General features: G+C 74.0%; 30 protein-coding genes and 1 other RNA gene. 23 read left to right on the forward strand and 8 right to left on the reverse strand.

Annotated features, from left to right (window positions below; all coding sequences use genetic code 11):
* The first annotated feature begins 110 nt into the window (after positions 1-110).
* Entirely contained in the window at positions 111-1154 is a 1044-nt protein-coding gene (gene epmA / locus LHA35_RS07355; protein WP_226606418.1) for an EF-P lysine aminoacylase EpmA, read from the forward strand.
* Here the strand turns inward: epmA and LHA35_RS07360 are convergent.
* Genes LHA35_RS07360 through LHA35_RS07370 form a run of 3 tightly spaced genes read right to left on the reverse strand, consistent with a single transcriptional unit; the run spans position 1120 to position 2891 of the window.
* On the reverse strand, positions 1120-1647 hold the full coding sequence (locus LHA35_RS07360) for a vitamin K epoxide reductase family protein (protein WP_226606421.1): 528 nt from the start codon (positions 1645-1647) through the stop codon (positions 1120-1122). The two genes, epmA and LHA35_RS07360, sit on opposite strands and share 35 nt — an antisense overlap.
* 11 nt (positions 1648-1658) lie before the next feature.
* Positions 1659-2111 (reverse strand): DUF2171 domain-containing protein, encoded by a 453-nt coding sequence (locus tag LHA35_RS07365; protein ID WP_226606423.1) that lies wholly within the window; start codon positions 2109-2111, stop codon positions 1659-1661.
* Positions 2112-2159: 48 nt separating this feature from the next.
* Positions 2160-2891, reverse strand: coding sequence for an FkbM family methyltransferase (locus LHA35_RS07370; protein ID WP_226606425.1), 732 nt, complete (start codon positions 2889-2891; stop codon positions 2160-2162).
* 262 nt (positions 2892-3153) lie between these two features.
* On the opposite strand from LHA35_RS07370, the gene LHA35_RS07375 reads away from it, so the two are divergent.
* Together LHA35_RS07375 and LHA35_RS07380 are read left to right on the forward strand one after the other, a co-directional pair.
* On the forward strand, positions 3154-3324 hold the full coding sequence (locus LHA35_RS07375; RefSeq protein ID WP_226606427.1) for a hypothetical protein: 171 nt from the start codon (positions 3154-3156) through the stop codon (positions 3322-3324).
* Positions 3325-3351: 27 nt separating this feature from the next.
* Positions 3352-4365 (forward strand): DUF305 domain-containing protein, encoded by a 1014-nt coding sequence (locus LHA35_RS07380; protein WP_226606429.1) that lies wholly within the window; start codon positions 3352-3354, stop codon positions 4363-4365.
* Between the two features lie 21 nt (positions 4366-4386).
* On the opposite strand, the gene LHA35_RS07385 is transcribed toward LHA35_RS07380, so the two are convergent.
* Both LHA35_RS07385 and thiE read right to left on the reverse strand, forming a co-directional pair.
* Positions 4387-5271, reverse strand: coding sequence for a PhzF family phenazine biosynthesis protein (locus LHA35_RS07385; RefSeq protein ID WP_226606431.1), 885 nt, complete (start codon positions 5269-5271; stop codon positions 4387-4389).
* The gene (gene thiE / locus LHA35_RS07390; protein WP_226606433.1) at positions 5261-5896 is read right to left on the reverse strand and encodes a thiamine phosphate synthase; all 636 of its coding nucleotides are present in this window, start codon (positions 5894-5896) and stop codon (positions 5261-5263) included. Before thiE ends, LHA35_RS07385 begins: the two co-directional genes overlap by 11 nt.
* 434 nt (positions 5897-6330) lie before the next feature.
* Here thiE and LHA35_RS28605 point away from each other — a divergent pair, with 434 nt between their 5' ends.
* Positions 6331-7374: a calcium-binding protein gene (locus LHA35_RS28605; protein WP_264185411.1), complete on the forward strand. Its 1044-nt coding sequence runs from the start codon at positions 6331-6333 to the stop codon at positions 7372-7374.
* 142 nt (positions 7375-7516) lie between these two features.
* On the opposite strand, the gene LHA35_RS07400 is transcribed toward LHA35_RS28605, so the two are convergent.
* Entirely contained in the window at positions 7517-8440 is a 924-nt protein-coding gene (locus LHA35_RS07400; RefSeq protein WP_226606435.1) for a class I fructose-bisphosphate aldolase, read from the reverse strand.
* 64 nt (positions 8441-8504) lie between these two features.
* Positions 8505-8978 (reverse strand): hypothetical protein, encoded by a 474-nt coding sequence (locus tag LHA35_RS07405; protein WP_226606437.1) that lies wholly within the window; start codon positions 8976-8978, stop codon positions 8505-8507.
* Between the two features lie 68 nt (positions 8979-9046).
* Between LHA35_RS07405 and LHA35_RS07410 the strand changes: the two genes are divergently transcribed.
* From LHA35_RS07410 to LHA35_RS07445, 8 genes are all read left to right on the forward strand, one after another.
* Positions 9047-9274 (forward strand): hypothetical protein, encoded by a 228-nt coding sequence (locus tag LHA35_RS07410; RefSeq protein ID WP_226606439.1) that lies wholly within the window; start codon positions 9047-9049, stop codon positions 9272-9274.
* 3 nt (positions 9275-9277) lie between these two features.
* Positions 9278-9607: a cell division protein ZapA gene (locus LHA35_RS07415; protein WP_226606441.1), complete on the forward strand. Its 330-nt coding sequence runs from the start codon at positions 9278-9280 to the stop codon at positions 9605-9607.
* A 108-nt stretch (positions 9608-9715) separates the two neighbouring features.
* A non-coding RNA gene (ssrS, locus tag LHA35_RS07420) (6S RNA) lies at positions 9716-9870 on the forward strand.
* On the forward strand, positions 9857-10447 hold the full coding sequence (locus LHA35_RS07425; RefSeq protein ID WP_226606443.1) for a 5-formyltetrahydrofolate cyclo-ligase: 591 nt from the start codon (positions 9857-9859) through the stop codon (positions 10445-10447). Before ssrS ends, LHA35_RS07425 begins: the two co-directional genes overlap by 14 nt.
* A gap of 215 nt (positions 10448-10662) precedes the next feature.
* The gene (locus LHA35_RS07430; protein ID WP_226606446.1) at positions 10663-12039 is read left to right on the forward strand and encodes a hypothetical protein; all 1377 of its coding nucleotides are present in this window, start codon (positions 10663-10665) and stop codon (positions 12037-12039) included.
* Positions 12040-12392: 353 nt separating this feature from the next.
* On the forward strand, positions 12393-13310 hold the full coding sequence (locus LHA35_RS07435; RefSeq protein WP_338050847.1) for an LCCL domain-containing protein: 918 nt from the start codon (positions 12393-12395) through the stop codon (positions 13308-13310).
* Positions 13311-13340: 30 nt separating this feature from the next.
* Positions 13341-14162, forward strand: a complete 822-nt coding sequence (locus LHA35_RS07440; RefSeq protein ID WP_226606452.1) for a TIGR00282 family metallophosphoesterase — start codon at positions 13341-13343, stop codon at positions 14160-14162.
* Between the two features lie 129 nt (positions 14163-14291).
* Positions 14292-14513, forward strand: a complete 222-nt coding sequence (locus LHA35_RS07445; protein WP_226606455.1) for a hypothetical protein — start codon at positions 14292-14294, stop codon at positions 14511-14513.
* Positions 14514-14579: 66 nt separating this feature from the next.
* On the opposite strand, the gene LHA35_RS07450 is transcribed toward LHA35_RS07445, so the two are convergent.
* Positions 14580-15209: an MSMEG_1061 family FMN-dependent PPOX-type flavoprotein gene (locus LHA35_RS07450; protein WP_226606459.1), complete on the reverse strand. Its 630-nt coding sequence runs from the start codon at positions 15207-15209 to the stop codon at positions 14580-14582.
* 117 nt (positions 15210-15326) lie between these two features.
* Here LHA35_RS07450 and LHA35_RS07455 point away from each other — a divergent pair, with 117 nt between their 5' ends.
* From LHA35_RS07455 to LHA35_RS07505, 11 genes are all read left to right on the forward strand, one after another.
* Complete coding sequence (locus tag LHA35_RS07455) at positions 15327-16076, forward strand: YebC/PmpR family DNA-binding transcriptional regulator (protein WP_226606462.1); 750 nt, start codon at positions 15327-15329, stop codon at positions 16074-16076.
* Positions 16073-16588 carry a crossover junction endodeoxyribonuclease RuvC gene (gene ruvC, locus LHA35_RS07460; protein WP_226606530.1) on the forward strand — a complete coding sequence of 172 codons (516 nt, stop codon included), beginning with the start codon at positions 16073-16075 and terminating at the stop codon, positions 16586-16588. Before LHA35_RS07455 ends, ruvC begins: the two co-directional genes overlap by 4 nt.
* A 67-nt stretch (positions 16589-16655) precedes the next feature.
* Complete coding sequence (ruvA, locus tag LHA35_RS07465; RefSeq protein ID WP_226606465.1) at positions 16656-17270, forward strand: Holliday junction branch migration protein RuvA; 615 nt, start codon at positions 16656-16658, stop codon at positions 17268-17270.
* A gap of 50 nt (positions 17271-17320) precedes the next feature.
* Complete coding sequence (gene ruvB, locus LHA35_RS07470) at positions 17321-18343, forward strand: Holliday junction branch migration DNA helicase RuvB (protein WP_226606532.1); 1023 nt, start codon at positions 17321-17323, stop codon at positions 18341-18343.
* Entirely contained in the window at positions 18340-18852 is a 513-nt protein-coding gene (locus tag LHA35_RS07475; RefSeq protein ID WP_226606468.1) for a YbgC/FadM family acyl-CoA thioesterase, read from the forward strand. Before ruvB ends, LHA35_RS07475 begins: the two co-directional genes overlap by 4 nt.
* 48 nt (positions 18853-18900) lie before the next feature.
* Complete coding sequence (gene tolQ / locus LHA35_RS07480; RefSeq protein ID WP_408902307.1) at positions 18901-19662, forward strand: protein TolQ; 762 nt, start codon at positions 18901-18903, stop codon at positions 19660-19662.
* Between the two features lie 52 nt (positions 19663-19714).
* Positions 19715-20221, forward strand: coding sequence for a protein TolR (tolR, locus tag LHA35_RS07485; protein ID WP_226606539.1), 507 nt, complete (start codon positions 19715-19717; stop codon positions 20219-20221).
* Between the two features lie 215 nt (positions 20222-20436).
* The gene (locus tag LHA35_RS07490; RefSeq protein ID WP_226606470.1) at positions 20437-21528 is read left to right on the forward strand and encodes a hypothetical protein; all 1092 of its coding nucleotides are present in this window, start codon (positions 20437-20439) and stop codon (positions 21526-21528) included.
* Positions 21529-21600: 72 nt separating this feature from the next.
* Positions 21601-22971, forward strand: a complete 1371-nt coding sequence (gene tolB / locus LHA35_RS07495; protein WP_226606473.1) for a Tol-Pal system beta propeller repeat protein TolB — start codon at positions 21601-21603, stop codon at positions 22969-22971.
* Between the two features lie 339 nt (positions 22972-23310).
* Positions 23311-23787: a peptidoglycan-associated lipoprotein Pal gene (pal, locus tag LHA35_RS07500; RefSeq protein ID WP_226606476.1), complete on the forward strand. Its 477-nt coding sequence runs from the start codon at positions 23311-23313 to the stop codon at positions 23785-23787.
* A gap of 433 nt (positions 23788-24220) precedes the next feature.
* Positions 24221-25102 carry a YbgF trimerization domain-containing protein gene (locus tag LHA35_RS07505; RefSeq protein ID WP_226606479.1) on the forward strand — a complete coding sequence of 294 codons (882 nt, stop codon included), beginning with the start codon at positions 24221-24223 and terminating at the stop codon, positions 25100-25102.
* Positions 25103-25165: the final 63 nt, after the last annotated feature.

Consider the following 25165-nt stretch of genomic DNA (forward strand, 5'->3'; position numbering starts at 1 on the left):
GGGCGGGGCTGGAACGCCGGGCGGCCCGCTGTCGGCGCACCCCACCCTCCCGCGCCCCGCGGGGGAAGGGCCGTGCGGCGCGCCGCATTCCATGCGACGAGAGGCCCGCGATGACGACCACCCCGACCTGGCACCCCGAGAGCCTCGCCGCCCGGCTGCCCTTCCTCCGCCGCCGCGCCGAACTCACCGCCGCGACCCGCGCCTTCTTCCAGGGCCGCGGCTATCAGGAGGTGGAGACGCCCTGCCTGGTCCCGGTGCCCGGCATGGAGGTGCATCTGCACGCCTTCCGCAGCGAATACCTCCCGCATCTCGGCGTCGGGGCGCGGCGGACGCTCTGGCTGCGGACCTCGCCGGAACTCGCCCTGAAGCGGCTGCTGGTGGCCGGGGCCGGCCCGGTCTTCGAGCTGGCGCGGGTCTGGCGGAACGGCGAGGCGAGCCCGCGCCACGCCCCGGAATTCACCATGCTGGAATGGTACCGCCCCGGCCTCGGCCTTGATGGGCTGATGGAGGAGACGGAGGCGTATCTGCGCGCGGTCTGCCCGCCCGCCGTCAGCCATGCCGGCGTCACCACGGACCTGACGCGGCGCTTCGAGCGGCTCACCATGGCGGAAGCTTTTTCCAGGTGGTGCGACGGCCTCGACCTGCTGGCGACGGTGACGCCGGAGGGCCAGGGCGATGCCGGGGCGCTCCGCGCCGCCGCCGCCGCTATCGGCATCCCGCCGCGCGAGGGGGAGGGATGGGAGGACCTGTTCTTCCGCCTGCTGCTGGAACGGGTGGAGCCCCGCATCGGCCGCGACCGCGCCACCTTCCTCACCCACTGGCCGGCGCCGCAGGCGGCGCTCGCCCGCCGCGACCCGGCCGAGCCGCGCGCCGCGCTGCGCTTCGAGCTCTTCGCCGCGGGGATCGAGCTGGCCAATGCCTTCGACGAGCTCACCGACCCGGCCGAGCAGCGCGCCCGCTTCGCGGCGGATGCCGCCGAGCGCCGCGCCCGCTACGGCGGGGAGGGCTGGGAGGTGGACGAGGAGTTCCTCTCAGCGCTCGAGCACGGGATGCCGGAGGGCAGCGGCATCGCGCTGGGCTTCGACCGGCTGGCCATGCTGGCCGCCGGTGCCCGGTCGATCAGCGACGTGCTCTGGCTGCCCTTCGTCCCGTGAGGCTGCCCAGCGCCCGCCCCGCCTCGGGCAGCGACAGCGCGAAGCTGGCCAGCGAGACGAGGGTCGCCGCCTGGCAATAGGCGCAGAAGGCCCGGTTCTCCGCCCATTCCTCCTGCGCGAGCTTCAGGCAGGTGGCGCTGTCATAGGCCGTCTTGGCGGCGAGGGCGAGCGGCAGGGCCGGATTGCGCCGCGCCCGGTCCGCCGCGCCCGCCATGGCAAGCGCGGCCGTGACCCCGTATGTCAACAGCATCAGCCCGGCATCCGGCATCTGCAGCCGGCTGTGGCCGTAGTCGGACGCATCCACGCGGCTGGAGTCGAAGGGCCCGACCGGCGGGTCCGGCAGCCGCCGCAGCAGCCCCATCTGAAACAGGCCGACGATCTGCGCCGCCAGCGTCCCGATCAGGGAGAGGCCGAAGATCCAGCGCCGCCGGCGCAGGTCCGGCGTGGAGGCGGTGCGCAGCTCGCGCGAGAGCTGCCGGGCCGGTATCGCCATGCCGCCGGTCCTCACCGGCGGTTGGTATCGGCGCCGGCGGCGGTCTGCCCCCGCTGGTCCGAACGGTTGCCGGTGACCGAGCCGGACTGGCCCTGCTCTCGCTGGCCCTTCGGCCCGCCATGCGCATGGGCGCGGCTGCCATGCGGCGCGCCCTCATCCGGCACGCCGAACTCCGCCGGGCCGTTGGGGTCGAGCGCGACACGGCGCTGCACCTCGTCCTCGTCCAGCACCGCCTCCTCGGCCTGGGCCGCGGGCACGGAGAGGCGCACCTGGCCGCCATCCAGCCCGGCCAGCAGCGTCTGCGGGATCCAGCGGTGGCGGCCGCCGGCATCGGCATCGGAGCGGGTCAGCCTGATGTAGTCGCCATCAATGCCGTCCACCGTGCCGACATGGCGGCCGTCGCTGCCGATGACCGGCATGTGGTGCTGGATCTCGCCGCGCCCGGCCCGTTCCGCGTTGACCATGCTCGCCTCCTGGCTGTGGCGGGCAGAACGGCGGGGCGGCGGCGGGGTTCAGGCGCTCGCGGCGGCCTCCGCGGCCCGCAGCACCGCCAGCATCGCCGGCGCCTGCTCCCGCGGCAGGAAGTAGAAGACGAAGACATAGGGGTCCGAGGCCTCGAACACCGCCGGGTTCGGGCTGGCGCGCTGCATGGCCGCGCGGTCGAAGGAGGCCATGGGCCGCCAGTCGCCCCAGAACTCCCAGAAGGCATCGTAGCCGAGGGCGTCCAGATAGGCCGGGACCGCCCAGGTGGAGCCGGGGCGGTGCCGCTCCTCGATCTCGATCGAGAGGATGGGGCGGCAGCGCAGCAGGGTCTCGCGCGCCCCGCGCAGCACCTCGTACTCCGCCCCCTCGGCATCCAGCTTCACGGCCGTCAGTTCCGTAAGGCCGAGGCCGTCCAGCCGACGGAGCGGGACGGTGTGGCGCTGCTCCGTCACGCGGGCATCGAGCCCGGCATAGCCCTTGGCGGTGCTCGCCCATTGCTCCTGCGGCACGCCCTCCAGCACCGGCAGGGTCAGGGTGATCTCGCCCTCGGCATCGCCCAGCGCCTCCGGCCGCAGGGTGACATTGGGCAGGCCGCCGGCCGCGGCCCGGAGGCGCGCGAAGGCGGCCGGCAGCGGCTCGAAGGCGAGCACCCGGCTGCCGGGCAGGGCGGCGAAGGGCAGGGTGAAGGCGCCGTCATGGGCGCCGACATCCAGCAGCGTGCCCGGGCGGTACAGGGTCCGGTGGAAGCCGAGTTCGTCCATGTCCCTGCCGCTCCCTGGCCGTTGCCGCGCCGGCACGCTGCCGCCCGCGGAGCGTCCTGTCCAGGCGGCACGGGGCGGGGCGGCGGTCCGGCCGCGGGGCTGGCGGCCCCGGCGACCGCGCGCGGACGGTCGGCGTCCCGGCCCCGGGCGGCCCGAGCCGGCGCCGCGAGCGGTCACGCCCGCGCCAGCGCCCTGGCCGCCGAATGAACCCCGGCGGGGCAGGGGCCTTCCCCAGGCCAAGGCCCGATCAAGGACAAAGCACATGCCGGGAGCCTCCGCGCCGGACCGGCGCGCCACATGGCGCGCGGCCCTGCTGATGGGCGTCATCGTCAGCACCTATTCGACCCTGCTCAGCCAGTTCACTGCGGCCCGCATCGGGCGCGACGCCCTGGCCGACTGGATGGTGGTCGCGGCGATCCCGCTGCGCGACTGAGCGATCCAGGCAGAGCCCGACTGGGGCGTGATCCTGGCCGGCATCCTCTTCCACCAATGGGCCGATTTCTCCTGGGCCGTCATCTTCTTCGGCCTGCTGCAGCGCTGGACCGCGCAGCTCAGGCCCCGGACCCTCGCGCTGATCGCGGTGCCCTGGGCGCTCTTCACCTCGGGCACCGAATGGCTGCTGCTGGTGCCGGTGCTGCCCTTCGCGCAGCCCATCTTCACGCTGAGCCAGCCCTACTGGATCGGCGCGCTGGTGCATGTCAGCGCCGCCGCGCTCTACCCGCTCTTTCCCTATCTCCGGGACTGGATGGCGAATCGGCGCCCCTCGCCGCATCGCCGCGTCGCGGCGGGCTGGGCGGGCGGGGCGATGGTGGTCGCGGCGGGGCTCGGGCTGCTCGCCTTCCTGGGCACGCAGGACCGCGAATGGCCGCCGCATCCCGGACGGAACGTCGAATTCGACCAGGCCTATATGCGCCGCATGGCGGCGCATCATGCGCAGGGGATCGAGCTCGGCCTGATCGCGGTGGAGCGCGCGGAGGACCCGCATCTGCGCGCGCTCGCCCGGCTGATCGTCGCCAACCAGAAGGGCGAGACCGAGATCTTCGCGAACTGGTGGCGGAGCTGGTTCGAGGGCGCGCTGCCGCAGGCCACGCCCGAGGACCATGCGACCATGCCCGGCATGCTGCGGCCCGAGGATCTCGCGGAACTCGCGCAGCTGCCGGCCGGGAGCTTCGATGCGCGCTTCATCGCCCTCATGACCTTCCACCACCAGGGTGCGATCGCCATGGCCGACCAGGCGATCCGTGAGGCGGGCACGATCCGGCTGCGGCTGATGTCGCACGCCATCCGCCACGCCCAGCGCGGCGAGATCGAGCTGATGCAGGGCCGCGAGGGCTTCGGCGCCACGCGCGCGGCCATCGCCAACATGCTGCGGCCGGCGGGCGAGGTCCTGGCCGATGGCGCGCTCGGCGCGGAACGGCCGCCGCGGGCGCTCTCCGGATTGCGGGAGGCACCGGCCGCCGGCCATCTCCACTGACGGGGCGGCGAGGTGGCCGGCTCAGCCGAGGGTGACCCGCCCCTCCGACACCGCCACCACCCCGCCGCCGACCGCGGCGCGGATGGCGCCTCCCGCCTCGCGCCAGGCCCGCAGCGCGAGGCGGGAGGGGCGGCCCATCTCGATGCCCTGCGCCACGGTCAGCGCGAGCGAGTCCCCGCCCTGCGCCTGCAGCAGCAGCCCGGCCAGGCCGAGATTGGCGCTGCCGGTAGCCGGGTCCTCGGGCACGCCGACCAGCGGGCCGAACATGCGGGCGCGCCGGCTGCCATCCGGCAGGGCGACATGCAGGTGCAGACCGACCGCCGCCGCGGCAGGCAGGTGGGCGCGGAAGGCGGCGGTGTCGGGCGTGGCGGCGGCGAGCGCGGCGAGGTCCGAGAGCTCGGCGAAAGCCATGCTGTTGCCGCAGCCGCCGATCACCGACGCATGGGTGGTGGTCACCACCGCCCCGGCAGGCAGGCCGATGCAGGCAGCGACCGCCGCGGGCGGAAGGGGCGCGGTGGTGGCGAAGGGCTGCGGCGCCTTGATCTCCGCCGCCGTCACCAGCCCGGCGGGGTCGCGTGAGAGCCGCGCCGTGACGCGCCCCGCCGCCTGGTCGAGCGCGATCACCTCACCCACGACGCCCAGCCGCCGCGCCAGCATCACGGCGGTGCCGACATTCGGATGGCCGGCGAAGGGGATCTCGGCGCCCGGGGTAAAGATGCGGATCCGGGCGGCGGCGCCGGGCGCCTCCGGCGGCAGGACGAAGACGGTCTCGGAGAGGTTGAACTCCCGCGCCACGCGCTGCATGGCCGTGCCGTCCAGCCCCTCGGCGCCATGCACGATCGCCAGCGGGTTGCCGCCGAAGCGGGTGTCGGTGAAGACGTCGCAGGTCTCGAATTCAAGCCGCATGGGACGCCGCCGCGATCGCCGCGTTCATCGCCCGCACCCCGGCCGCCGGTCCCTCCGGATGGTTCCAGACCGCGCCGACCACGGCGAGGAAATCCGCTCCCGCCCGGACCAGGGGCGCGCAATTCGCCGCGGTGATGCCGCCAATGGCGACGCAGGGGATCTCGGCGATCTCCGACCACCATTCGAGCAGGTCGGTGGTGGCGCGGTATTGCGCCTCCTTGGTGCTGGTCGGGAAGAAGGCGCCGAAGGCGACGTAGTCGGCGCCCATCTCGCCCGCGACCATGGCGAGGTGCCGGCTGTCATGGCAGGTGATGCCGAGGATCCTGCCGGAGAGCAGCATGCGCGCCCCGGCATGATCGCCGTCCTGCTGGCCGAGATGCGCCCCGTCGCAGCCCATCTCGGCGGCGAGGATGGCGTCGTCGTTCAGCAGGAAGGCAACGTCGCGCGCCTGGGCGATGGGCATGAGTTGCTCAATCGCGCGCTTCACCTCGTCCCGCGGTGCGTCCTTGAGGCGGAGCTGCAGGCAGGCGACATCGCCGGCATCGAGCGCCGCGGCGAGCTGGTCCGCGAAGCCCGGGGGCAGCACGGGCGGGGTGATGAGGTAGAGCCGGCAGGGGTCGTCCATGCCGGCTAGATTGCGCGTGGCGGCGGGTTTGGGAAGCGCCCTCGCGCCGCCCGCGGGCAGCCCTGGCGATCCGCGCCCGGCGGCGTCGGCCGTGACCGGAGCGCACCCGCGCATGGAGGGGGCAAGGGACGTCCCGGGCCCCCGGGCGGATCAGGTTCGCCCCGTCAGGCGCTGGCCCGGCATTCGCCATGCCGGCCTGGCTCCACCGATAGCGGCGATCCTCCGCGGGAGCCGGTCCGGGTCCGGGCCGGGACGGCGCAGGAGGCGAGCGGCTGTGACCTGGGTCGCAGCAGTCCGGGACGGGATGCTGTAGGCTTTCCGGTGCTGTCCCCCGAGCGGAACCGCGCCGCGGTACCGAGGCAGGGCGCCAGCGCCGCGGGACCACGGCCACGCCACAGGGGCCACGGCCCGGGGGCCAGGGAGGAGGCAACCCGATGGCGACGACGACGAGCGTTCCGTCCTACCAGGGGCAAGGTGGTGCCTGGACCCTCATCCATCCCGATGACGTCAAGGTCACCGCGGCGACGATGACCCAGGGTCCGCATGCGGGCCGGCAGCTTCTCGCCATCACCCTCACCTATGACGAGGCCGATTTCCTCGACAACAGCCTCGGCGTGGTGGCGATCCAGGTGAAGGAGCCTGCCGGCAACCTCACCAGCGATGCCGGCGGAGGGCTGCGAACCGATATCGAGCTCACCATCACCAATGCCCTCGGCGTCCTCTGGACCGGGTTCGACATCCAGCTCGCCCCCGGCAGCGGGGCGCTGGACCCGGCGCAATTCCATCCGGGCTATGCCCATTTCCACCAGGTCACCCGGGACAATTTCCGCGCCTTCACCATCGGGACGACCGACACGCTCGGCCGCCCCGCCGGGGATGGCAACAGCACCACGCTGCCGGTCCCGGCCAATATCCAGCTCAACGGCACGGTCGCGGCCGGCGTCACCGCGCATTGGGGCCTCTACGACGATCCCGATTTCGTGCCCGACCCCAACAACCCCAATGCCTTCCCGCCACCGCTCGTGCTGCATCAGCGGACCTATGCCGATCACGAGGACGGCTTCTTCATCCTGCTCTCGCCCAGGACCACCGCGGCGACCGAGGGGCCGGACCGGTTCCTGGCCGGTGGCCCCAAGGCCGATACCATCGCCGGGCTCGGCGGCGACGACGTGATCAACGGGCGCGGCGGCAACGATACCATCATGGGCGATGCAGGCGACGATACGCTGACGGGTGGGCTGGGGGCGGACATGCTGGTCTTCGCCGCCGGCCATGGCCATGACCTCGTCACGGATTTCGACCCGGCGGCCGATATCCTGCGCATCCTGGGCACGGGCCTGACCAGCTTCGCCCAGGCGATGGACGCGGTGCGGCAGGTCGGTGCCGATACCGTCATCGCCACCGGCGCCGGCTCCTCCATCACCCTGGCCGGCACCGCCAAGGCCACGCTCGATGCGGCCGACTTCGCCTTCACCTGACGCCCCCGGGCGCCGCCGCCGGGCCATGATCGGGCTAGCATGGGCCCGAAACGCAGATGGCCGGCACAAGGCCGGCCATCGCAGGGTTCGGTTCCGATCGGGATCAGGCGGCCCGGGGGCGCCGCCCCGGGCCCCGCCGGTTTCAGCCCACCGGCGCCTTGTAGATGTCGATGATGGCGTTCAGCAGGTTCAGCGCATCCGCCTTTGACCGCTGGAAGGCGTTGCGGCCCATGATGGAGCCGTTGCCGCCGGCGGCGTGGATGGCGCGGACCTCCTGCAGGATGTCCTCGGTGCCCTTCGCCTCGCCGCCCGAGAAGACCACCAGGCGACGGCCGCCGAAGCAGGCCTGCACCACGTGCTTGAAGCGGGCAACGGGGTCGTTCACCTCGACCGGGTGCTTCTCATAGGTCTTCTTCGCGGCATCGAGGCTGATCGCCGCGGTCGGCGGCTTCACCTTGATGATGTGCGCGCCGATCAGCGCCGCCATGTGCGCGGCATAGGCGCAGATGTCGAGCGCGGTCTCGCCGGTCTTGTCCAGCATCGGGCCGCGCGGGTAGCTCCACACCACGACCGCGAGGCCCGCCGCCTTGGCCTCCTCGGCCAACTCGCGCAGCTCCTCGATCATCTCGAACTGGTATTCGGAGGACGGGTAGATGGTGAACCCGATCGCCGAGCAGCCGAGGCGGAGGGCATCGGAGACGCTGCCGGTCACCGCCTGGTCCTTGGTGGTGGACAGGCTGTTGGAGGAGTTGACCTTCAGGATGGTCGGGATGGCGCCGGCATAGGTGGCGGCGCCGGCCTCGATCATGCCGAGCGGCGCGGCATAGGCGTTGAGGCCGGCCTCAATCGCCAGCTCGAACATGTAGCGCGGGTCATAGCCGGCCGGGTTCGGCGCGAAGGAGCGGGCCGGGCCATGCTCGAAGCCCTGGTCCACCGGCAGGATGACCATGCGGCCCGTGCCGCCCAGCTTCCCTTCCATCAGGATCCGGGCGAGGTTCGCCTTGGTGCCGGGATTGTCGCTCTCGTACCAGGAGAGGATCTCTTTCACCTTCGGCGTGAGCTGCATGGCGTTTGCCCTTTCGTGGCGGCCAATCTGGGTTGCCGCGATGTAGCGCGAGGTTGCGGGCCTGTCACCCGGCCGCCGCCAGCCAAGCCTTGAGCTTTGCGCGCGCGCCCGGCCGCCGCAGGTCGAGCGAGGCGAGGTCGAGGGCGGGCGGCCGCGCCGCGCGAATCCGGACGCCGAGTTCCGCCGCCGCCCCGGCGACCTGGGGGAAGGCCGGGCAGCGGGGGTCCAGCACCACCTCCCGCAGCCCTGCGCGCAGCGCCGCCAGCGCGTGGCCGGGCGAATCGGCGCAGTCGAGCACGGCCTTGTGTGGAACGCCCGGATGGGCGGCGGCGGCCTCGGCGATGATGGCCAGGAACCAGGGGGCGCCCAGGAAACCGCCCGCCCCGGGCGCCGAAAGCAGCAACGCGCCTTGCGGTCCCGCCAGCGCCAGCGCCAGCGCCGCCCCCGCGGCATCGTGCACCGTCACGGCCGGCGGATCGCCGCGCCCCGCCTCGCTTTCCGCCGGCCCGCGCCGCCGTTGACCCGTCCCGGTCGCCATGCCAAGGCTTCCAGCACGCCCGGAATCCCGCGTCCAGCGCGGCCGGCGGCCTCAGTTGCGGGATCTGCATGAGCGAGTCTTCGAAGGACCCGGTGGCGATGGCGGCGGCCCGGCTGGAGAGCGCCGTGGACAGGCTCATCGCCACCCTGAGCCGGCCACGGCCGCCGGCGGATGAGAGCGACATGGTCCCGCGTGCCGAGGTCGCCGCCATGGCGGAGCGGCTGGATGCCACCATTGCCCGGCTCCGCCTCGCCCTGGCCGAGGAATTGCGGGCCGGCGAGCGGGAAGGGGAGTAGCGCGTGGGGCAGGTCACCGTCCGGGTCAACGGCTACCAGCACACCATCGGCTGCAAGGATGGCGAGGAGCAGCATGTCCTCGATCTGATCAACCAGATCGAGGACAAGGTGCGGCTGATCCGCGCGATGGGCGGGCAATTCTCCGAATCCCGCATGCTGCTGCATGTCGCGCTGCTGCTGGCCGACGAGGCCGCGGACCTGCGGACGGAGCTCGGCCGCGCGCGGGCCGGCATCGCGCCGCCGCCGGCGCAGCCCGACCCGCAACTGGCCGAGCGCCTGGCCCGGATCGCCGAGCGGATCGAGGGGCTGGCGCAGTCGCTCGACAAGCCCTGAGCGCGGCCGGTTCCATTGCTGCGCCGTCATGCCGGGGTTCTCGCGCGGGCATCGCTTTTCCGGCCCCTGCCGCTGGTCCTGCGGCCCCCGTGCCCCTATATGGCGTGGGCGGGGCTGCCCGGCGCGTCAGGCAATTCATCCCCGGGGCCAATAAGCATCCTCCGGGAGCTGGCTCTGTCCGGATCGTGGTCCGGGTATCTGGCGCCCACCTGCGCTAGCAGGCCTTGGGAGGGTGAGACGCCAACGGCCATGGTGGCTCCGCACTTGTCTTCTTCCCCCTATTGCGACGTGCTCCTGCGGGAGCTGAAGGCCGAGGCGCGGCGCGCGGCGCTCGCCCGGCGGGAGGGCTGCGACCCGGCCCTCGGGGCGCGGCTCGTCCAGCATGTGCTGGCGGAGGCGCCGCCGCCTGCCGGCGCCGTCGTCGCCGGCTTCTGGCCCATGGGCCAGGAGATCGACATCCGCCCGCTGCTGCTGGCGCTGGCGGAGCGCGGCCATCCCATCGCCCTGCCGGTCACACCCAAGCGCGGCCTGCCGCTGCTGTTCCGCCGCTGGCGGCCGGGGGAGGACCTGGCCCGCGGGCCGATGGGCACCCGCCAGCCGGCCTCGGGCGAGGATCTCCGCCCCTCCTTCCTGCTGGTGCCGCTGCTGGCCTTCGACCGCGCCGGGCGGCGGCTCGGCTATGGCGCGGGCTATTACGACCGGACGCTCGCCGGGCTGCCGGGCGCCGTCGCCATCGGCTGCGCCTATGCCTGCCAGGAAATGCCGGAGGTGCCGGCGGGTCCGGAAGACTGGCGGCTGGATGCCATCGCCACCGAGGCGGGGATCATCCGGCCGGCCTGATAGCCCCTGACCCCGCGCCGAAAGCGCTGACCTCCTGCACGGGATATCGGCGCGCAGGGTTGGTGTGGCGGCTGCATGCCGGACCCTGACCCGGACCGGACACTTGTGCGGCCGGTACGAGTGCCTGCAACCACGCGGCAAGGACCGCGCAGGGCTTTTACCGCTTCCGCGTTTCTGGCATCCCTCCGGCCCCTGCCGGAAGGGTACACAGAACCGTGATACTGATTGGCGCCGGCGCCGTCCCCGTGCCGGGATACCCCCGCCGCGCGCCGCCCGGGCGCCTGCTGCCCGCCGCGCTGCTGGCCCTGGCCCTGCTCACCGGGCATCCCCTCGGCGCGCAGGAGGCACCGGCCGACCCGGGCGCCGTGACCGCCGCGCTGCTGCAGCAGGAGCTGGCCGTCCGCCTGCCCAGCCCCTGGCGCCTCGCCGAGCTGCGGCTGGAGGCACAGGCCGATCTCGGCAGCGCCGCCGCCCCCGAGATCCACAGCCGCCTGCTCGCCATGCTGGCGCTGGCCCTGCCGACCTTCGAGCCGGCGGGGCGCGAGGGCGAGATCACCTTCGCCCGGCCGGTGGCACCGGAGGGATATCGCCGCGCGGTGCAGGGCCTCGCCATCTCCACCCGCAGGGATGGGCGCTGGGAGACCCGCATCACGCTGGAGCCGGACTCGGCGCTGGCCGTGCCCGGCCTGCCCGCCGCCGCACTGCCGGGGCGCGTCGTCATGCTCGGCTCCGAGGAGGAGGCACGGCTGCGCGCCGCCCGGGCGGCGGCGGACGAGGCAGGGCATGCGGCGGCGCTCGCCGCGCAGCGCCGGGCCGCCGCCCTGGCCACGGAGCAGGGGGTGGCGGAAGCGGAAGCGGCGGCCCGGCGCCAGGCCGCGGCGGCGCGTGTGCTGGCCGAGGAGGCCCGCGCCGCCGAGGCAAGGCGGCAGGAGGCGGAGGAAGCGCGGCGCCTCGCCGAAGCCCGGCGGGACGCGGCCGAGGCGCTAGAGGCGGCGGTGCTGCGGGAGGCCGCGGCCCAGCGCATGGTGATCGAGGCGCGCGCCCGGCAGATCGCCGAGTTGCGCACCCGCTTCGCCGGCGACCGCAACACCCGCCTCGCGGCGCTCGACCAGGCGATGCGCAGCGGGGACCCGGCCATCCGTGCCCTCGGCTTCGAGGCGGCGCTCGCCTCCCAGGATGCCGCGGCGATCGGCCTCGCCCTGCGCCTGACCCTTGTGCAGAAGCCCGAATTGCAGGTGGTCACCTTCGCGCCCGCCGTGGTGGGGCCGGGCCAGGGCAACCCGCAGGAGGTCGTGGCCTCGCTCTCCGGCTTCGCAATTGTGCTGGAGGACATCAACCCGGCGACCGGCAGCTTCACCGGCATGGCCCGCCTCGGCGGCGGCACCGCGCGCGCGACCGGCGCGCTCGGCCGCAGCGAGATGACGGTGGCGCTGCGCCCGGCCGGGCCGGGGCAGCCCCTGCTGGTCGGCGGGGTGGCGCAGGAGGCCTGCAGCCTCGCCCTCCGTCTCAGCGAGGTGCGGACCCTGGATGGGCTGTTCGGCTGCACGGCGAAGGAGACGCCGCGGCTGATCGCCCGAATTGCGCTGGACTGAGCGGCATGCGCGGTACCTTGGCGGCCCTCCTGCTGCTGCTCCTGCCGCTGGCGAAGGCGACGGCGCAGGACGCGTCGCGGCCGGCCGCGACCGCGCGCGAGGCCGGGCAGGCCGGTCCACCCCGCCCGCCGGTCGCGGCGGCCCGCCGCCCGGTCGCCGCGGCGGGTCGGCCCGCGGCCAGGCTGCGGCCGCCTGCCAGGCAGGCCCCGGCATTGGCAGCGCGGAAGGCCGGGACCACCGCGCGGCGGCCCGCTTCCGCAGGGTTGCAGGTCTCGCCCGCGGAGCCGCCGCGGCCCGGCGGGGGGGCCGCCACGGCGATGGCCGCCGGCCGGGCCTCCGGGCCTTCCCGGCCAATGCCGCCCGGCTGCCCCGCGAGCCTCGCGGCCTTTCCCGACGGCATCCGGCTTTGCCGGTGCGCGCCCGCCGCCTTGCGGACCGGCCCCGTCCATGGCGACGGGTTCTATGCCGCCGCCTCTGCCCCCTGCCGGGCCGGGCTGCATGCCGGGGTGATCGGGCCCCGCGGCGGCGATCTGCTCATCCGCGTGCTGCCCCTGGCGGGCGAGACCCCCGGCGCGAGGCGGCACCGCATCGCCTCGGAACCCGGGCGGCTGGAAGGCCGCGCCTACCGGCTGCTGGCGGCGACCCCCGGCCAGGTCGCCTGGGCGCGTCGCCTCGCCGAGGCCCTGGCGGCGCCGAACCCGGGCATCCCCCGCCTGGCTGGCCGGGCGGAGGAGCCGGTCCCGCTGCCCCTGCCGCAGGCCGCCGGGCCCGAGCCCCTGCTGCCCGCGGCGCCGGAGCGGGCGGGGTTCGGCTCTCTCGTGCCGCCGGTGCTGATGCCGGCCCTCTGGCGGATGCCGGTCCGGCCGCCCGATGCCCCGCTGCCGGAGGGCAGGGCGCCGCCGCCAGTCGCCGCTGCCTTGCCGCCGCCCGCCGCGCCGGGGCCGGTCGCCGGTCCGGCCGAGGCGCCGGGGCCGGCCCGCCTGCTGGTCTCCGGCGTGCCGGTGGACCTTGCGGCGGTGGAGCCGGGGGAGGGGACGGATCCCCGCCTGCCCGGCCAGTTCCTGGCCCGCCGCGGCGGGTACGCGCACTGCCTGCCGGTGCCCGGCGCGCCCGGCCATCGCTGCACCACCGGGGATGGCATAGACCTGGCGGAGGCGGCCCTCTACAACGGCCTCGCCCGGGCCAGCCCCGCCGCTTCCGATGCCTACCGCTATGCGGAGCAGGCCGCGCGGGAGGCCGGCCGGGGCATCTGGAAAGCCGAGACCCGCTGAGCCTGCGGGCGCGCGTGGGAGCCAGCGGGAGTGCGCATTCTCTTCCTGGGCGATGTGGTCGGCCGGTCCGGCCGGGATGCGGTGGTCGCCGGCCTGCCGAAGCTGAAATCGGCGCTGCAGGCCGATCTGGTGGTGGTGAACGGCGAGAATGCCAGCCACGGCTTCGGCCTCGCCCCCGACATGGCGCGCGCCATCCTGGGCGCGGGGGCCGATGTCATCACCCTCGGCAACCATGCCTGGGACCGCAAGGAGATCATCCCCTATCTGGAGCAGGAGCCGCGGGTCATCCGTCCCGTGAACTTCCCGCCCGGCACCCCCGGCCGCGGCGCCGTGGTGGTGGAGGTGCCCGGCAACCGCAAGGCGCTGGTGGTGAATGTCATGGGCCGGCTCTTCATGGACCCGCTCGACGATCCTTTCCGCGCCGTGCAGGCGGAGGTGCAGAAGCACCGGCTGGGCGCCGGCGGCACCATCCAGGCGAGCGTGATCGATGTGCATGCCGAGGCGAGTTCGGAGAAGCAGGCCTTCGGCCACAGCTTCGACGGGCTGGTGAGCCTGGTGGTCGGCACCCATACCCATGTCCCGACCGCGGACCACCAGGTGCTGCCCGGCGGCACCGCCTATATGACCGATGCCGGCATGTGCGGCGACTATGACAGCGTGATCGGCATGCAGAAGGGCGGCGCGGCGCTGCGCTTCTGGCGCAAGATGCCCGGCGAGAAGCTGGCCCCGGCGGAGGGCGCCGCGACGCTCTGCGGCCTCTTCGTCGAGACCGATGATGCGACCGGCCTGGCGCGGCGGGTCGAGCCGGTGCGGCAGGGCGGGCGGTTGTCCCAGGCGCTGCCTGTCCTCTGAAAGGCGGGGGTCGGTGCGCCCGCACAACTTGTGAGTAAATGATTGCAGTTTCCTGCAATCACTCGTTTGTCACCGCTTCGCAGCTCTGACCTTCGGCAAACTCCGTTCTCGCAGAGCGGGGAGACGATCATGGATCGCCATGGAAGGCGGCCCTTCGCGCCAGGCGCCTCCATCCTGGGCGGAGCGTCCTGCGGGCTGAGCTATGAGGGGCTGATGCGCGACGCGGTCGCGCAGGAGGAACGCTCCCGCCGGCTGGGGGCGGGACGGAGCCGGATGGTGCCGCGCGCCCAGGTCCAGGCCCCGCGGCCGGAGGTTGCGCGTTCCGCCCAGGCGCGGATCGCGGGGCAATAGGGCGCGCGGGTAGGGGGTGCGGCGCGGCTGCGGCACGCCCGGCCCGCCGCCCTCAGCACCCCGCCGTCAGTACATCGTGTCGCGCAGCCGCTGCGGCGCCTCGGCGTCGTAGCTGACCGGCTCGACCAGCCCGCCGGTATGGGCCGAGATCAGCTCGCCCATGCTCGGCACCGCCGCCGGCCGCGCCCGCTCGCCCCATAGCTTCGAGCGCATAATGGCCTTGGCGCATTGCATGTAGATCTCGCGGATGGTGATCAGCACGACCGTCGCCGGCTCCTTGCCCCCCACCGCGAAGCGGGCGCGGAGGGCGGGGTCGGTGGTGATGCGCGCCGTGCCGTTCACCCTGAGCGTCTCCCCCGCGCCGGGGATCAGGAAGAGCAGGGCGACCGCCGGGTTGGCGATGATGTCCCGCAGCGCATCCAGCCGGTTGTTGCCGCGCCGGTCCGGCAGGGCCAGGGTCACCTCGTCCAGCGGCTCGATGAAGCCGGGCGCATCGCCCCGCGGCGTCGCATGCACCCCGTTCGGGCCCACCGTCGCCAGGATGGCGAAGGGGGCGGCGGCGATGAAGGCGCGGGTGCGGTCCTCCAGCCGGTGGGTGACCTTCTTCAGCACCAGCTCCCGCGGCGGGTCGTAGAGCGTCGCGAGCTGGTCGAGGCTGGTGACGGCGAAGAGATCGGTAGGGGTCACGGCATCCATGGGCCGGTAGCCTGGACCGGCTCGGGCCGGGGCGGCAAGGCCCATGGTGGCGCTGGCCGGCCCACGCCGCTATAAGCCTTTCCTCAACCGCAATCTGAAGATGCTGGAGCCCCGGCCATGGCGGGCCATTCGCACGCCAAGAACATCATGCACCGCAAGGCGGCCCAGGGCGCGAAGAAGGCCCAGGCCTTCGCCAAGCTGATCCGCGAGATCACCGTCTCGGCCAGGATGGGCCTGCCCGACCCGGCCATGAACCCGCGCCTGCGCGCCGCGGTGAAGGCGGCGCTGACCGCCAACATGACCAGGGACACGATCGACCGCGCCATCAAGCGCGCGGCCACGGGTGCCCAGGGCGAGGACTACCAAGAGGTCCGCTACGAGGGCTACGGCCCCTATGGCGTCGCCGTGATCGTCGAGGCGCTTACCGACAACCGCAACCGCACCGCCGGCGACATCCGCAGCGCCTTCGCCAAGGCCGGCGGGGCGCTGGGCGAGACCAACTCGGTCTCCTTCCAGTTCGAGCGCAAGGGCGTCATCTGGTTCCCCGGCCTGGCCGACAAGGCCGAGGAGATGCTGGAGGCGGCGATCGAGGCCGGCGCGCTCGACGTCGAATCGGATGAGGAGGGCCACGAGGTCACCTGCGCGCCGGAGGATTTCTTCGCCGTGCGCGATGCGCTCGAGGCCAGGTTCGGCAGCCCGGAAAGCGCCAGGGTGGAATGGGTGCCGAATGTCCGCATCGACCTCGATGAGGAGAAGGCGCGCGACATCCTGAAGCTGATCGACCGCCTGGACGAGAGCGACGACGTGCAGAACGTCTACGCCAATTTCGAGGTGTCGGAGGCCGTGTCGCAGCGGCTCTCGGCCTGAGCGGACCGGTCCGGCTCCTCGGACTTGATCCCGGCCTCCAGCACACCGGCTGGGGCCTGGTGGAGAGCGCGGGCAGCCGGCTGCGCCATCTCGGCGATGGCGTGATCTCGACCGATGCCGACCAGCCGCTGGCCGAGCGGCTCTGCACCCTGCACCGCGCCCTGATGGTCCTGCTGGAGCAGTGGCGGCCGGACGAGGCGGCGGTCGAGCATACCTATGTCAACAAGAACCCCGGCGCCGCGCTGAAGCTCGGCCAGGCGCGCGGCGTGGTGCTGCTGGCGCCGGCGCTGGCCGGCATCCGGGTCGCCGAATACCAGGCCATGGAAGTGAAGCGCGCCGTGGTCGGCACCGGGCATGCCGAGAAGCCGCAGGTCGAGGCCATGGTGCGGCGCCTGCTGCCGGGCGCGACCATCCGGCGCTCCGACGCGGCGGATGCGCTGGCCGTGGCCATCTGCCATGCGCATCATCGCGGGACCAGGCTCGCCTTCGCCAGGGGATACGCGCCGGCATGAGGCCTGCTGCCCTCTCCCAACCTCCCCCGCCAGGCCGGAACCTGGCCCGGACCGGCGTGGGTTTTCGATGATCGGGAAACTCACCGGCAAGCTCGACAGCGTCCATGAGGGGGGCTGCATCCTCGACGTGAACGGAGTCGGCTACCTGCTCTCCTGCTCCACCAAGACCCTGGACCGGCTCAGGGACGCGCCCCAGGCGGCCCGGGTGCTGGTGGAGACGCATGTGCGCCAGGACGCCATCGTCCTCTTCGGCTTCGCCATGCCGCAGGAACGCGACACCTTCGTGAAGCTCACCTCCATCCAGGGCGTCGGGCCCAAGGTCGCGCTCGACATACTCTCGGCCTTCGGCCCGGAGGAACTGGCCGCCGCGGTGCGGGCCGGCGACCGCACCGGGCTGCGCCAGGCGAATGGCGTCGGGCCCAGGCTGGCAGACCGGCTGGTGACCGAGCTGCGCGACTGGGCCGGCGCCATCCAGCCGCCCTCCGGCATCGCCGTCTCCGCCGCGCCGGCCACGGCCGCGGCCCCGGCGGGGGCGGAGGCGGATGCCGTCTCGGCCCTCGTCAATCTCGGCTGGAAGCGGCCGGAGGCGCAGGCGGCGGTGAACCGCGCCAGGGCCCGGCTGGGCGAGGGCGCGCCGCTTGAGGGCCTGATCCGTGACAGCCTGAAGGAGCTGGCGCGGTGAGCGGCCGCCGCGGCAAGGCGCCGCCGCCCGAGCCCGCGGCCGATGAGCGGATCACCACGCCCATCCGTACCGAGGAGGACGCCGCCGAGGCGACGCTCCGCCCGCAGACCCTGGCCGACTTCACCGGCCAGCAGGCGCTGCGCGAGAACCTGGCGATCTTCATCCAGGCCGCCCGCGCGCGGGGGGAGGCGCTGGACCATGTCCTGCTGCACGGCCCCCCCGGCCTCGGCAAGACCACCCTCGCCCAGATCGTGGCGCGCGAGCTCGGCGTCGGCTTCCGCGCGACCAGCGGCCCCATCCTGCAGCGCGCCGGCGACCTGGCGGCGATCCTGACCAATCTCCAGCCGCGCGACGTCCTCTTCGTCGATGAGATCCACCGGCTGCAGCCGGCGCTCGAGGAGACCCTCTATCCCGCGATGGAGGATTTCCAGCTCGACCTCATCATCGGGGAGGGGCCGGCGGCGCGCACGGTGCGCATCGACCTGCCGCCCTTCACCCTGGTCGGCGCCACCACCCGCTCGGGCCTGCTGGCCCAGCCGCTGCGCGACCGCTTCGGCATCCCGCTGCGCCTGCAATTCTACACGCCGGAGGAATTGCTCCGGATCGTCACGCGCGGCGCCCAGAAGCTCGGCTTCGCCCTGTCCGAGGACGGCGCCTGGGAGATCGCCCGCCGTTCCCGCGGCACGCCGCGCATCGCCGGGCGGCTGCTGCGCCGGGTGCGGGACTTCGCGGCGGTCGCCGGCATCGCGGCCGACCGCGCCATGGTGGATGGCGCGCTGAACCGGCTGGAGGTGGACGCCAAGGGCCTCGATGCCATGGACCGCCGCTACCTCCGCCGCATCGCCGTGCACCACAATGGCGGGCCGGTCGGGGTCGAGACGCTGGCCGCGGCGCTGGCCGAATCGCGCGACACGCTGGAGGATGTCATCGAGCCCTACCTGATCCAGGAGGGGCTGGTGCTCCGCACCCCGCGCGGGCGCGTCCTCGGCCTGCCGGGCTGGCAGCATCTCGGCCTCAGCCCGCCGGCGGGCTTCGCCATCCAGCCGGACCTGCTCGCGGGGGGCGAGCCGTGACGGCATCCGGTGGCCGGGGCGCGGCATCGCGCGGCGGCCTGATCCGGCCGCCCGAGGCACCCGCGCATCGCTGGCCGCTCCGCGTCTATTTCGAAGACACGGATGCCGGCGGGATGGCCTATCACGCCAACTATCTCCGCTGGGCCGAGCGCGCCCGCACGGAATCCTTGCGTGCCATGGGCTTGCCGCATCAGATGCTCATGCAAGATCACAATTCGATACTCGTGGTGCGGCGCATCGAAGTGGAGTATTGGCGGCCCGCCCGGCTTGATGACGCAGTCGTGGTTGAAACCCGCGTGATTGCCGTCCGGGGGGTCACCATCCTGCTCGACCAGCGGGTGGTGCCGGAGGTGGCAGGGGCGGGGGCGGAGCCGCTGGCGGCGCTGCGGGTGGATCTCGCCTGCATCGACCGGGACGGCCTGCGGCCGAAGCGCATCCCGGAGCCCTGGCGCTCGGCGCTGGAGGCCAGGGCGGCCGGGGCGGGGGCGGGCGAGGGGCCCATAGTCTAGCGGGGCGGCCGGCCACGGATCGGCCGCCACAGAGAATGGAGTTTTGCGGTGGATCGCAGCGTGACGACGGAGAGCCTGGGCGGCGCGATGCACGACCTGTCGCTCTGGGGCCTGTTCCTCCAGGCCGACTGGGTCGTGAAACTCGTCATGCTCGGGCTGCTGCTCGCCAGCGTCTGGGTCTGGGCGATCGTCTTCGAGAAGGTGACCAGCCTCCGCCGCGCCAACCGCGCGGCCGACGAGTTCGAGGACGCCTTCTGGTCCGGCGGCAGCCTGGACGACCTCTACCGCAAGGAGGGCGACCAGCCCTCCCACCCCATGGCGGCGGTCTTCGTCTCCGCCATGCGGGAATGGCGGCGCGGCGCCCAGCGGCTCACCGGCTCCGAACTGGTCGCGGCCGGCCTGAAGGAGCGGATCGAGCGCAGCATGGCCGTCACCGTGCAGCGGGAGATGGAGCGGCTGGAGCGCTGGATGGTCTTCCTCGCTTCGGTCGGCTCGGTTGCGCCCTTCATCGGCCTGTTCGGCACGGTCTGGGGCATCATGAACTCCTTCGCCGCCATCGCCGGCATGCAGAACACCAACCTGGCGGTGGTCGCGCCCGGCATCGCGGAGGCGCTGTTCGCCACCGCCATCGGCCTGGTCGCCGCCATCCCGGCGGTGCTCGCCTACAACAAGATCAACACCGACCTGGCGCGCTATGCCGCCCGGCTGGAGGGTTTCGCGGCCGAATTCGGCGGCATCCTGGCGCGGCAGACCGAGAGCGTGATGGCCGAGCCCGGGCGCGCCGCCGCCCCGGCGCCGGTGGCGGAGTGAGCCCGTGGCCGTCTCGCTGAACACCGGCAAGGGGCGCGGCCGCTACCGGCCGATGGCCGAGATCAACGTCACGCCGCTGGTCGACGTGATGCTGGTGCTGCTGATCATCTTCATGGTCGCGGCGCCGCTGATGACCGTCGGCGTGCCGGTGGACCTGCCGAAGACCCAGGCGGCGGCGCTGAACCAGGACAATGAGCCGATCACCATCACGGTGAACCCGGAGGGCAGGATCTTCCTGCAGGAGACCGAGGTGCCGATCGAGGGGCTGGTCGCGCAGCTGCAGGCGATCGCCCGCAACCAGCCGGCCGGCGCGCCGGAGCGCCGCATCTTCGTCCGTGGCGACAAGGCCATCAGCTATGGCCGCGTCATGGAGGTGATGGGCACGATCAGCGCCGGCGGCTTCAGCAAGGTGGCCCTGCTGGCCGAGCAGCCCTCCGGGCGGCCCGCCGCCGGCGGCGCTGCCGGCCCGGCTGCGCCGACCGCCTCCCCCCCGGGCGGCCGGCCGCAGCCGCCACCGCAGGCGCCGCGTGCCCAGAACGGGCCGCCGCCGCGGGGCTAGGGCAGAGCAGAGTGCGGAGGGCGTGTGCGACCGGCTGCGTCGCACCGCGCCTCGACCAGGAGGCCAGGGCGGAGGCGCGTTCGATCCCGAACGCAGGCCGCCTTGGCCGGCGATCCCCCGCGGCGGACCGGCCGTGGGCGGGAATCGCCGGGGCATGACAGGTTTTGTTGCGACGGGTTTCGGCGCCGGGGGGCGCAAGGATGCGGCCGAGGGGAATGCGGTTCTGGGGGCTGGTATCGGCCGCGATGCATGTCGCGCTGCTGGTGTTCGGCCTCGTCTTCGGCCTGCCCAGGCCGCTGCAGGAGCCGGAGGAGCAGGCGGTGGCGGTCGAGATCGTCGCCGCCCCGCAGCAGGCCCAGGGCGAGCGCCCGGCGCCGGTGCCGGGCCCGCCCAACGTGACCCAGCCGCCGCGGCCCGAGCCGCCCGGCGAGCAGGTGCGGGAGAGCCTGCCGAGCCCGCCGCCACCGCCGCCGCCGCCGCCGCCACCCCCGGCGCCGGCCCCGGCGCCCGCGCCGCCGCAGCAGGCGCAGCCGCGCCCGGCCCCGCCGCCGCCCGAGCCGCTGCCGACCCCGCCGCGCCCGCCGCAGCAGGTGGCGGAGGCAAGGCCGCGGCCGGAGCCGCCGCCGCCCGAGGTGGCGCCGACCCCGCTGCCCCTGCCGCCGCCGCCCCCGCCGCCGGCCCCGCCGGCGCCGCGCCCGCCCCAGCCGCAGCAGCAGGCCCAGGCGAAGCCGGAACCGCCGGCGCCGACACCCGCGCCGCCCCGGCCGGACCCGGCGCCGCCGCGCCCGCCCACCCCGCCGGCGCGCGAGCCGGTGCGCGAGGCCGGGACCGGCCAGACGCCGCCGGTGCAGCGCCCGCAGGCGGACAGCCGCAGCGTGCTGAACACGCTCGAGCGCCTGCAGGCGAGCCGCCCCGCGAACCAGCCGCCGACCGGCCGGCCGAGCCCGCAGGCCGGCAGCCCGCAGCAGGGCGGCGGCACCCCGACCGGCACCGCCGCGCTCTCGGCCGGGGAGAAGGCCGGCCTGGCCGACAAGATCAGCGAATGCTGGTCGGTCGATGGCGGCGGCCTCGGCGTGCGGGATGTCGTGGTCTCGCTGCGCGTCGAGGTGGATGCCGGCGGCGTGGTGCGGAATGTCCGCTCCGACGGCCCGCCGCCGGGCGACCCGCGCGCCAGGGCGGTCTATGAGGCCGCGCGGCGCGCGCTGCTGGATCCGAAATGCAACCCGCTGCCCCTGCCGCGGGAGCGGCTGGCGGCGCTGCGCGACACCGTCTTCCGCTTCAACCCGCGCGACCTTGGCCTGCGCTGACGCCGCCGCGGCGGGCTTGACCCGCCGCGGTGCGCCGCCATGGTGCGCACCGACATCTGCAGGAGATGCCGCATGACCCCGATCGACAAGGCGATGGCAGGCTTCGTCTCGCGCCGCGCCGCGCTGTTCGGCGGGATGGCCCTCGGCCTGCCGGCGATCGCCGGGCTGCCCGCCTCGGCGCTCGCGCAGAGCTCGGTGGTCGATATCACCCGCGCCCGCACCGACCCGATCCCGATCGCCATCCCGGATTTCGCCGGCCAGGGCGAGGGCCAGCGCGTCGGCCGGGACATCGCCCGCGTGGTGGCGAACAACCTGAAGAATTCCGGCCTGTTCCGCCCGGTGGAGCGCGCCGCCTTCATCCAGACCGCCGAGGCGGCGGCGGCGGTGCCGCGCTTCCAGGACTGGCGCGTCATCGGCGCCCAGGCGCTGGTGACCGGCCGGGTGGATTCCGGCGGGGACCGCGCGCGCGTCGAGTTCCGGCTGTGGGACGTGCTGCCGGAGCAGCAGATCCAGGGCACCGCCTTCACCGCCAATGCCGCCAACTGGCGCAAGATCGCGCATCTCATCTCGGACGTGATCTATGAGCGGCTGCTGGGCGAGAAGGGCTATTTCGACACCCAGGTGGTCTATGTGGCCGAGACCGGGCCGCGCGACCGCCGCACCCGGCGCCTGGCCATCATGGACCAGGATGGCGAGAACCACCGCTTCCTGACCGACGGCTCCTCCGCCGCGCTGACGCCGCGCTTCCACCCCAATGCGCGGCAGATCGCCTTCATGTCCTATGCGCGCGGGGAGCCGCGGGTCTTCCTCTTCAGCCTCGATGGCGGGCGGCCGGAGCCCCTGGGCAATTTCGCCGGCATGACCCTCTCGCCCCGCTTCAGCCCGGACGGGCGAAGCGTGGTGATGTCCGCGACGCGCGGCAACGACGCCAATATCTACGTGGTCGATCTCGGCTCGCGGCGGGAGCGGCAGCTGACCTCGGGCGGCGGGCTCGATGTCTCGCCCTGCTTCTCCCCGGACGGCACGCAGATCGTCTTCAACTCCGACCGCGGCGGCGACCAGCAGCTCTATGTCATGGGCGCGGATGGCGGCGGCATCCGGCGCATCTCCTTCGGCCGCGGCCGCTATGCGACGCCGGTCTGGTCGCCGCGCGGCGACCTGATCGCCTTCACCCGAATCTCGGGCGGGCAGTTCGCCATCGGCGTCATGCGCCCGGACGGTTCGGGCGAGCGCATCCTGACCGAGGGCTGGGGCATGGAGGGGCCGACCTTCGCCCCCAATGGCCGGGTGCTGATGTTCTTCCGCGAGACGCCGGCGCGCGACGCGCGGGGCGGCGGCTATTCCTCCCGCCTCGCCTCGATCGACATCGCCGGCTTCAACGAGCGGCAGATCGTGACGCCTACCGATGCCTCCGACCCCGCCTGGTCGCCGCTGCTGTCCTGATCTCGTGCCAGGGAGGGCGGGCGGCGCGGCCCGGCCTCCGCCCCACCGCCTTCGGATGGGGGAAGCTATCGCGGAATCGCCTGATCCGGGCCGGGCGCCGACCCTCCGGCCCGCCCCTGCGCTGCCTCTTCCAGGTGCCGATTGCCGGCGTGGCATGCCTCGCGCCGGAGATGACCGGGCCCGGTTGTGCCGCTTGTTTCCGGCCGGCAAGCATCGCATGACGTTGCCGCAACTTTGACAAAGAAGTGTTCGATATCCTTGACCCTCTCGACTGTGGGTTGTAACGCGGCCGATGAATTTTCCGCAGCACCGCGCTGCTTCTGGGAAAGGGACAGAGGAATGAGGACCACCAAGGCGCTCGGCGCATTCGCCGCGCTCGCCCTGCTCGCCGCCTGCGAGTCCGCGACCGATACGGCGGCGACCGGCGCTGGCGCGGCGACCACGGGCAGCACCATCCGCCCGGGCACGCAGGAGGACCTGGTTGCCAATATCGGCGACCGCGTCTTCTTCGACACCGACAGCAGCGTCATCCGCGCCGACCAGCGCCCGGTCCTGCAGCGCCAGGCCGGCTGGATGCAGCAGCATGCCGCCGCGACCGTGCAGGTCGAGGGCCATGCCGATGAGCGCGGCACGCGCGAGTACAACCTGGCGCTCGGCCAGCGCCGTGCCAATGCGGCGCGCGACGCGCTGGTGGCGGGCGGCGTCGCCGGCGGGCGCATCACCACCATCTCCTACGGCAAGGACCGCCCGGCGGCGCTCGGCTCCACCGAGGAAGCCTGGGCGCAGAACCGCCGCGCGGTGACGGTGGTCCGCTAGAGCAGATCGCCTGAGGCCGTGAGCGACCGAAGGCGTGACTCTGCTCGGAAGACAAGGAGCACCAGCGGATGAGCGTTCAGTTCTGAACGCAATCCGCTGTAGACCGATGGCGCGCCGGCCATGCGGCGTGGGAACGCCCTGGCCCGTGCCTGCGGGCGGCATCATGCGTCCGGGCTCTGCGGCCCCGTGGCGATCCGGTGTCGCCCCCGGTCCCCCGCGGCCTTCCGCGACCTGCGCTAAATCCGATGTGTTGCAGGGTGGGCTTCGGCCTGCCGCGCCCGGTCGCTACAAGGCCGGGGACCCTGCGGCCCCCGGCGGACCCGGCCGGGATGATCCAGGCGGCGACGCGGCGGGTGCAGCGTTGTCCCGATCCATGTCTGTCTTGGCAGAGCAGAGTCACGCCCGCGGGCGCCTGCTCCATCGGAGGCCCGTGATGCGACGCGCACTCGCCGCCCTGCTCCTCGCCACGCCGCTGGCCCTCGCCGAGGCGGGGCCCGCCCGCGCCCAGGCCGAGAGCCGCGAGGGCATCTACCTGCAGAACCAGATCCTCCAGCTGCGGCAGGAGCTGGATCAGCTCCGCCGCGGCGGCATGGCGGCGCCGGTCGCACCCCAGCGTGGCGCCGTGCCCGCCGGGCCGCAGGGCGAGCTGGTGGGCGCGCTGCTCGACCGCGTCTCGACGCTCGAGGAGGAGACGCGCCGCCTGCGCGGCCGGCTGGAACAGGCCGAGTTCCAGAACCGCAACCTCTCCCAGCAGGTCGAGAAGCTGCAGGGTGACCTCGATTACCGCCTGCAGCAGATCGAGGGCGGCGGGGGCGGGGCGCCGCGCGCCGCCGCGCCCGCCGCCCCGGCGGCGCGCCCGGCCTCGCCCACGCAATCCCTGCCGCCCGTCGCGGGGCCGGGCCCCTCGACCGCCCCGGCGGCCGCCGCCGCCCGCACGCCGGAAAAGGCCCTGGCCGATGGCCAGGCGGCGCTTGCCCGGCGCGACTTCGCTGCCGCCGAGGCCGCGGCGCGGGAGGTGCTGGCGGCGCGCGGCAGCCCGCGCGCCTATGACGCGCGCTTCCTACTGGCGGATGCAGAGTTCGGCCAGCGCAACTGGCAGGACGCCGCGGTCGCCTATGGCGAGGCCTACAAGGCCAATCAGCGCGGCAGCCGCGCGGCCGAGGCGCTGATCGGCTTCGGCACCTCGCTGGCCAACCTCAACCAGCGGCGGGAGGCCTGCGAAGCCTTCGGCGTGGTGCAGAGCGAGTACCCGCAGCTCCGCGGCGCGCTGAAGGAGCGGCTGGACGCCGGCCGGCAGCGCGCCGGCTGCCGCTGACCGGCGGCTCGGGGCCTGACCGGCCCGCCACGAGGGCGCCGGCCCCCCAGCGGAGTCTCTGAC

Source organism: Roseicella aerolata (assembly GCF_020523605.1).
GTDB lineage: Bacteria > Pseudomonadota > Alphaproteobacteria > Acetobacterales > Acetobacteraceae > Paracraurococcus > Paracraurococcus aerolatus.

Bases quoted from the DNA above. Each gene is read 5' to 3' on its own strand.
- LHA35_RS07505 (WP_226606479.1), top strand. From the start codon at position 24,221: ATGCGACGCGCACTCGCCGCCCTGCTCCTCGCCACGCCGCTGGCCCTC.
- LHA35_RS07410 (WP_226606439.1), top strand. From the start codon at position 9,047: ATGAGCGAGTCTTCGAAGGACCCGGTGGCGATGGCGGCGGCCCGGCTG.
- thiE (WP_226606433.1), bottom strand. From the start codon at position 5,896: ATGGACGACCCCTGCCGGCTCTACCTCATCACCCCGCCCGTGCTGCCC.
- pal (WP_226606476.1), top strand. From the start codon at position 23,311: ATGAGGACCACCAAGGCGCTCGGCGCATTCGCCGCGCTCGCCCTGCTC.
- ruvA (WP_226606465.1), top strand. From the start codon at position 16,656: ATGATCGGGAAACTCACCGGCAAGCTCGACAGCGTCCATGAGGGGGGC.
- LHA35_RS07425 (WP_226606443.1), top strand. From the start codon at position 9,857: ATGGTGGCTCCGCACTTGTCTTCTTCCCCCTATTGCGACGTGCTCCTG.
- LHA35_RS07370 (WP_226606425.1), bottom strand. From the start codon at position 2,891: ATGGACGAACTCGGCTTCCACCGGACCCTGTACCGCCCGGGCACGCTG.
- LHA35_RS07490 (WP_226606470.1), top strand. From the start codon at position 20,437: ATGCGGTTCTGGGGGCTGGTATCGGCCGCGATGCATGTCGCGCTGCTG.
- LHA35_RS07435 (WP_338050847.1), top strand. From the start codon at position 12,393: ATGCCGCCCGGCTGCCCCGCGAGCCTCGCGGCCTTTCCCGACGGCATC.
- LHA35_RS07405 (WP_226606437.1), bottom strand. From the start codon at position 8,978: ATGGCGACCGGGACGGGTCAACGGCGGCGCGGGCCGGCGGAAAGCGAG.
- tolB (WP_226606473.1), top strand. From the start codon at position 21,601: ATGACCCCGATCGACAAGGCGATGGCAGGCTTCGTCTCGCGCCGCGCC.
- LHA35_RS07375 (WP_226606427.1), top strand. From the start codon at position 3,154: ATGCCGGGAGCCTCCGCGCCGGACCGGCGCGCCACATGGCGCGCGGCC.
- LHA35_RS07360 (WP_226606421.1), bottom strand. From the start codon at position 1,647: ATGGCGATACCGGCCCGGCAGCTCTCGCGCGAGCTGCGCACCGCCTCC.
- LHA35_RS07450 (WP_226606459.1), bottom strand. From the start codon at position 15,209: ATGGATGCCGTGACCCCTACCGATCTCTTCGCCGTCACCAGCCTCGAC.
- LHA35_RS07400 (WP_226606435.1), bottom strand. From the start codon at position 8,440: ATGCAGCTCACGCCGAAGGTGAAAGAGATCCTCTCCTGGTACGAGAGC.
- LHA35_RS07365 (WP_226606423.1), bottom strand. From the start codon at position 2,111: ATGGTCAACGCGGAACGGGCCGGGCGCGGCGAGATCCAGCACCACATG.
- LHA35_RS07445 (WP_226606455.1), top strand. From the start codon at position 14,292: ATGGATCGCCATGGAAGGCGGCCCTTCGCGCCAGGCGCCTCCATCCTG.
- LHA35_RS07385 (WP_226606431.1), bottom strand. From the start codon at position 5,271: ATGCGGCTTGAATTCGAGACCTGCGACGTCTTCACCGACACCCGCTTC.
- epmA (WP_226606418.1), top strand. From the start codon at position 111: ATGACGACCACCCCGACCTGGCACCCCGAGAGCCTCGCCGCCCGGCTG.
- tolR (WP_226606539.1), top strand. From the start codon at position 19,715: ATGGCCGAGATCAACGTCACGCCGCTGGTCGACGTGATGCTGGTGCTG.
- LHA35_RS28605 (WP_264185411.1), top strand. From the start codon at position 6,331: ATGGCGACGACGACGAGCGTTCCGTCCTACCAGGGGCAAGGTGGTGCC.
- LHA35_RS07455 (WP_226606462.1), top strand. From the start codon at position 15,327: ATGGCGGGCCATTCGCACGCCAAGAACATCATGCACCGCAAGGCGGCC.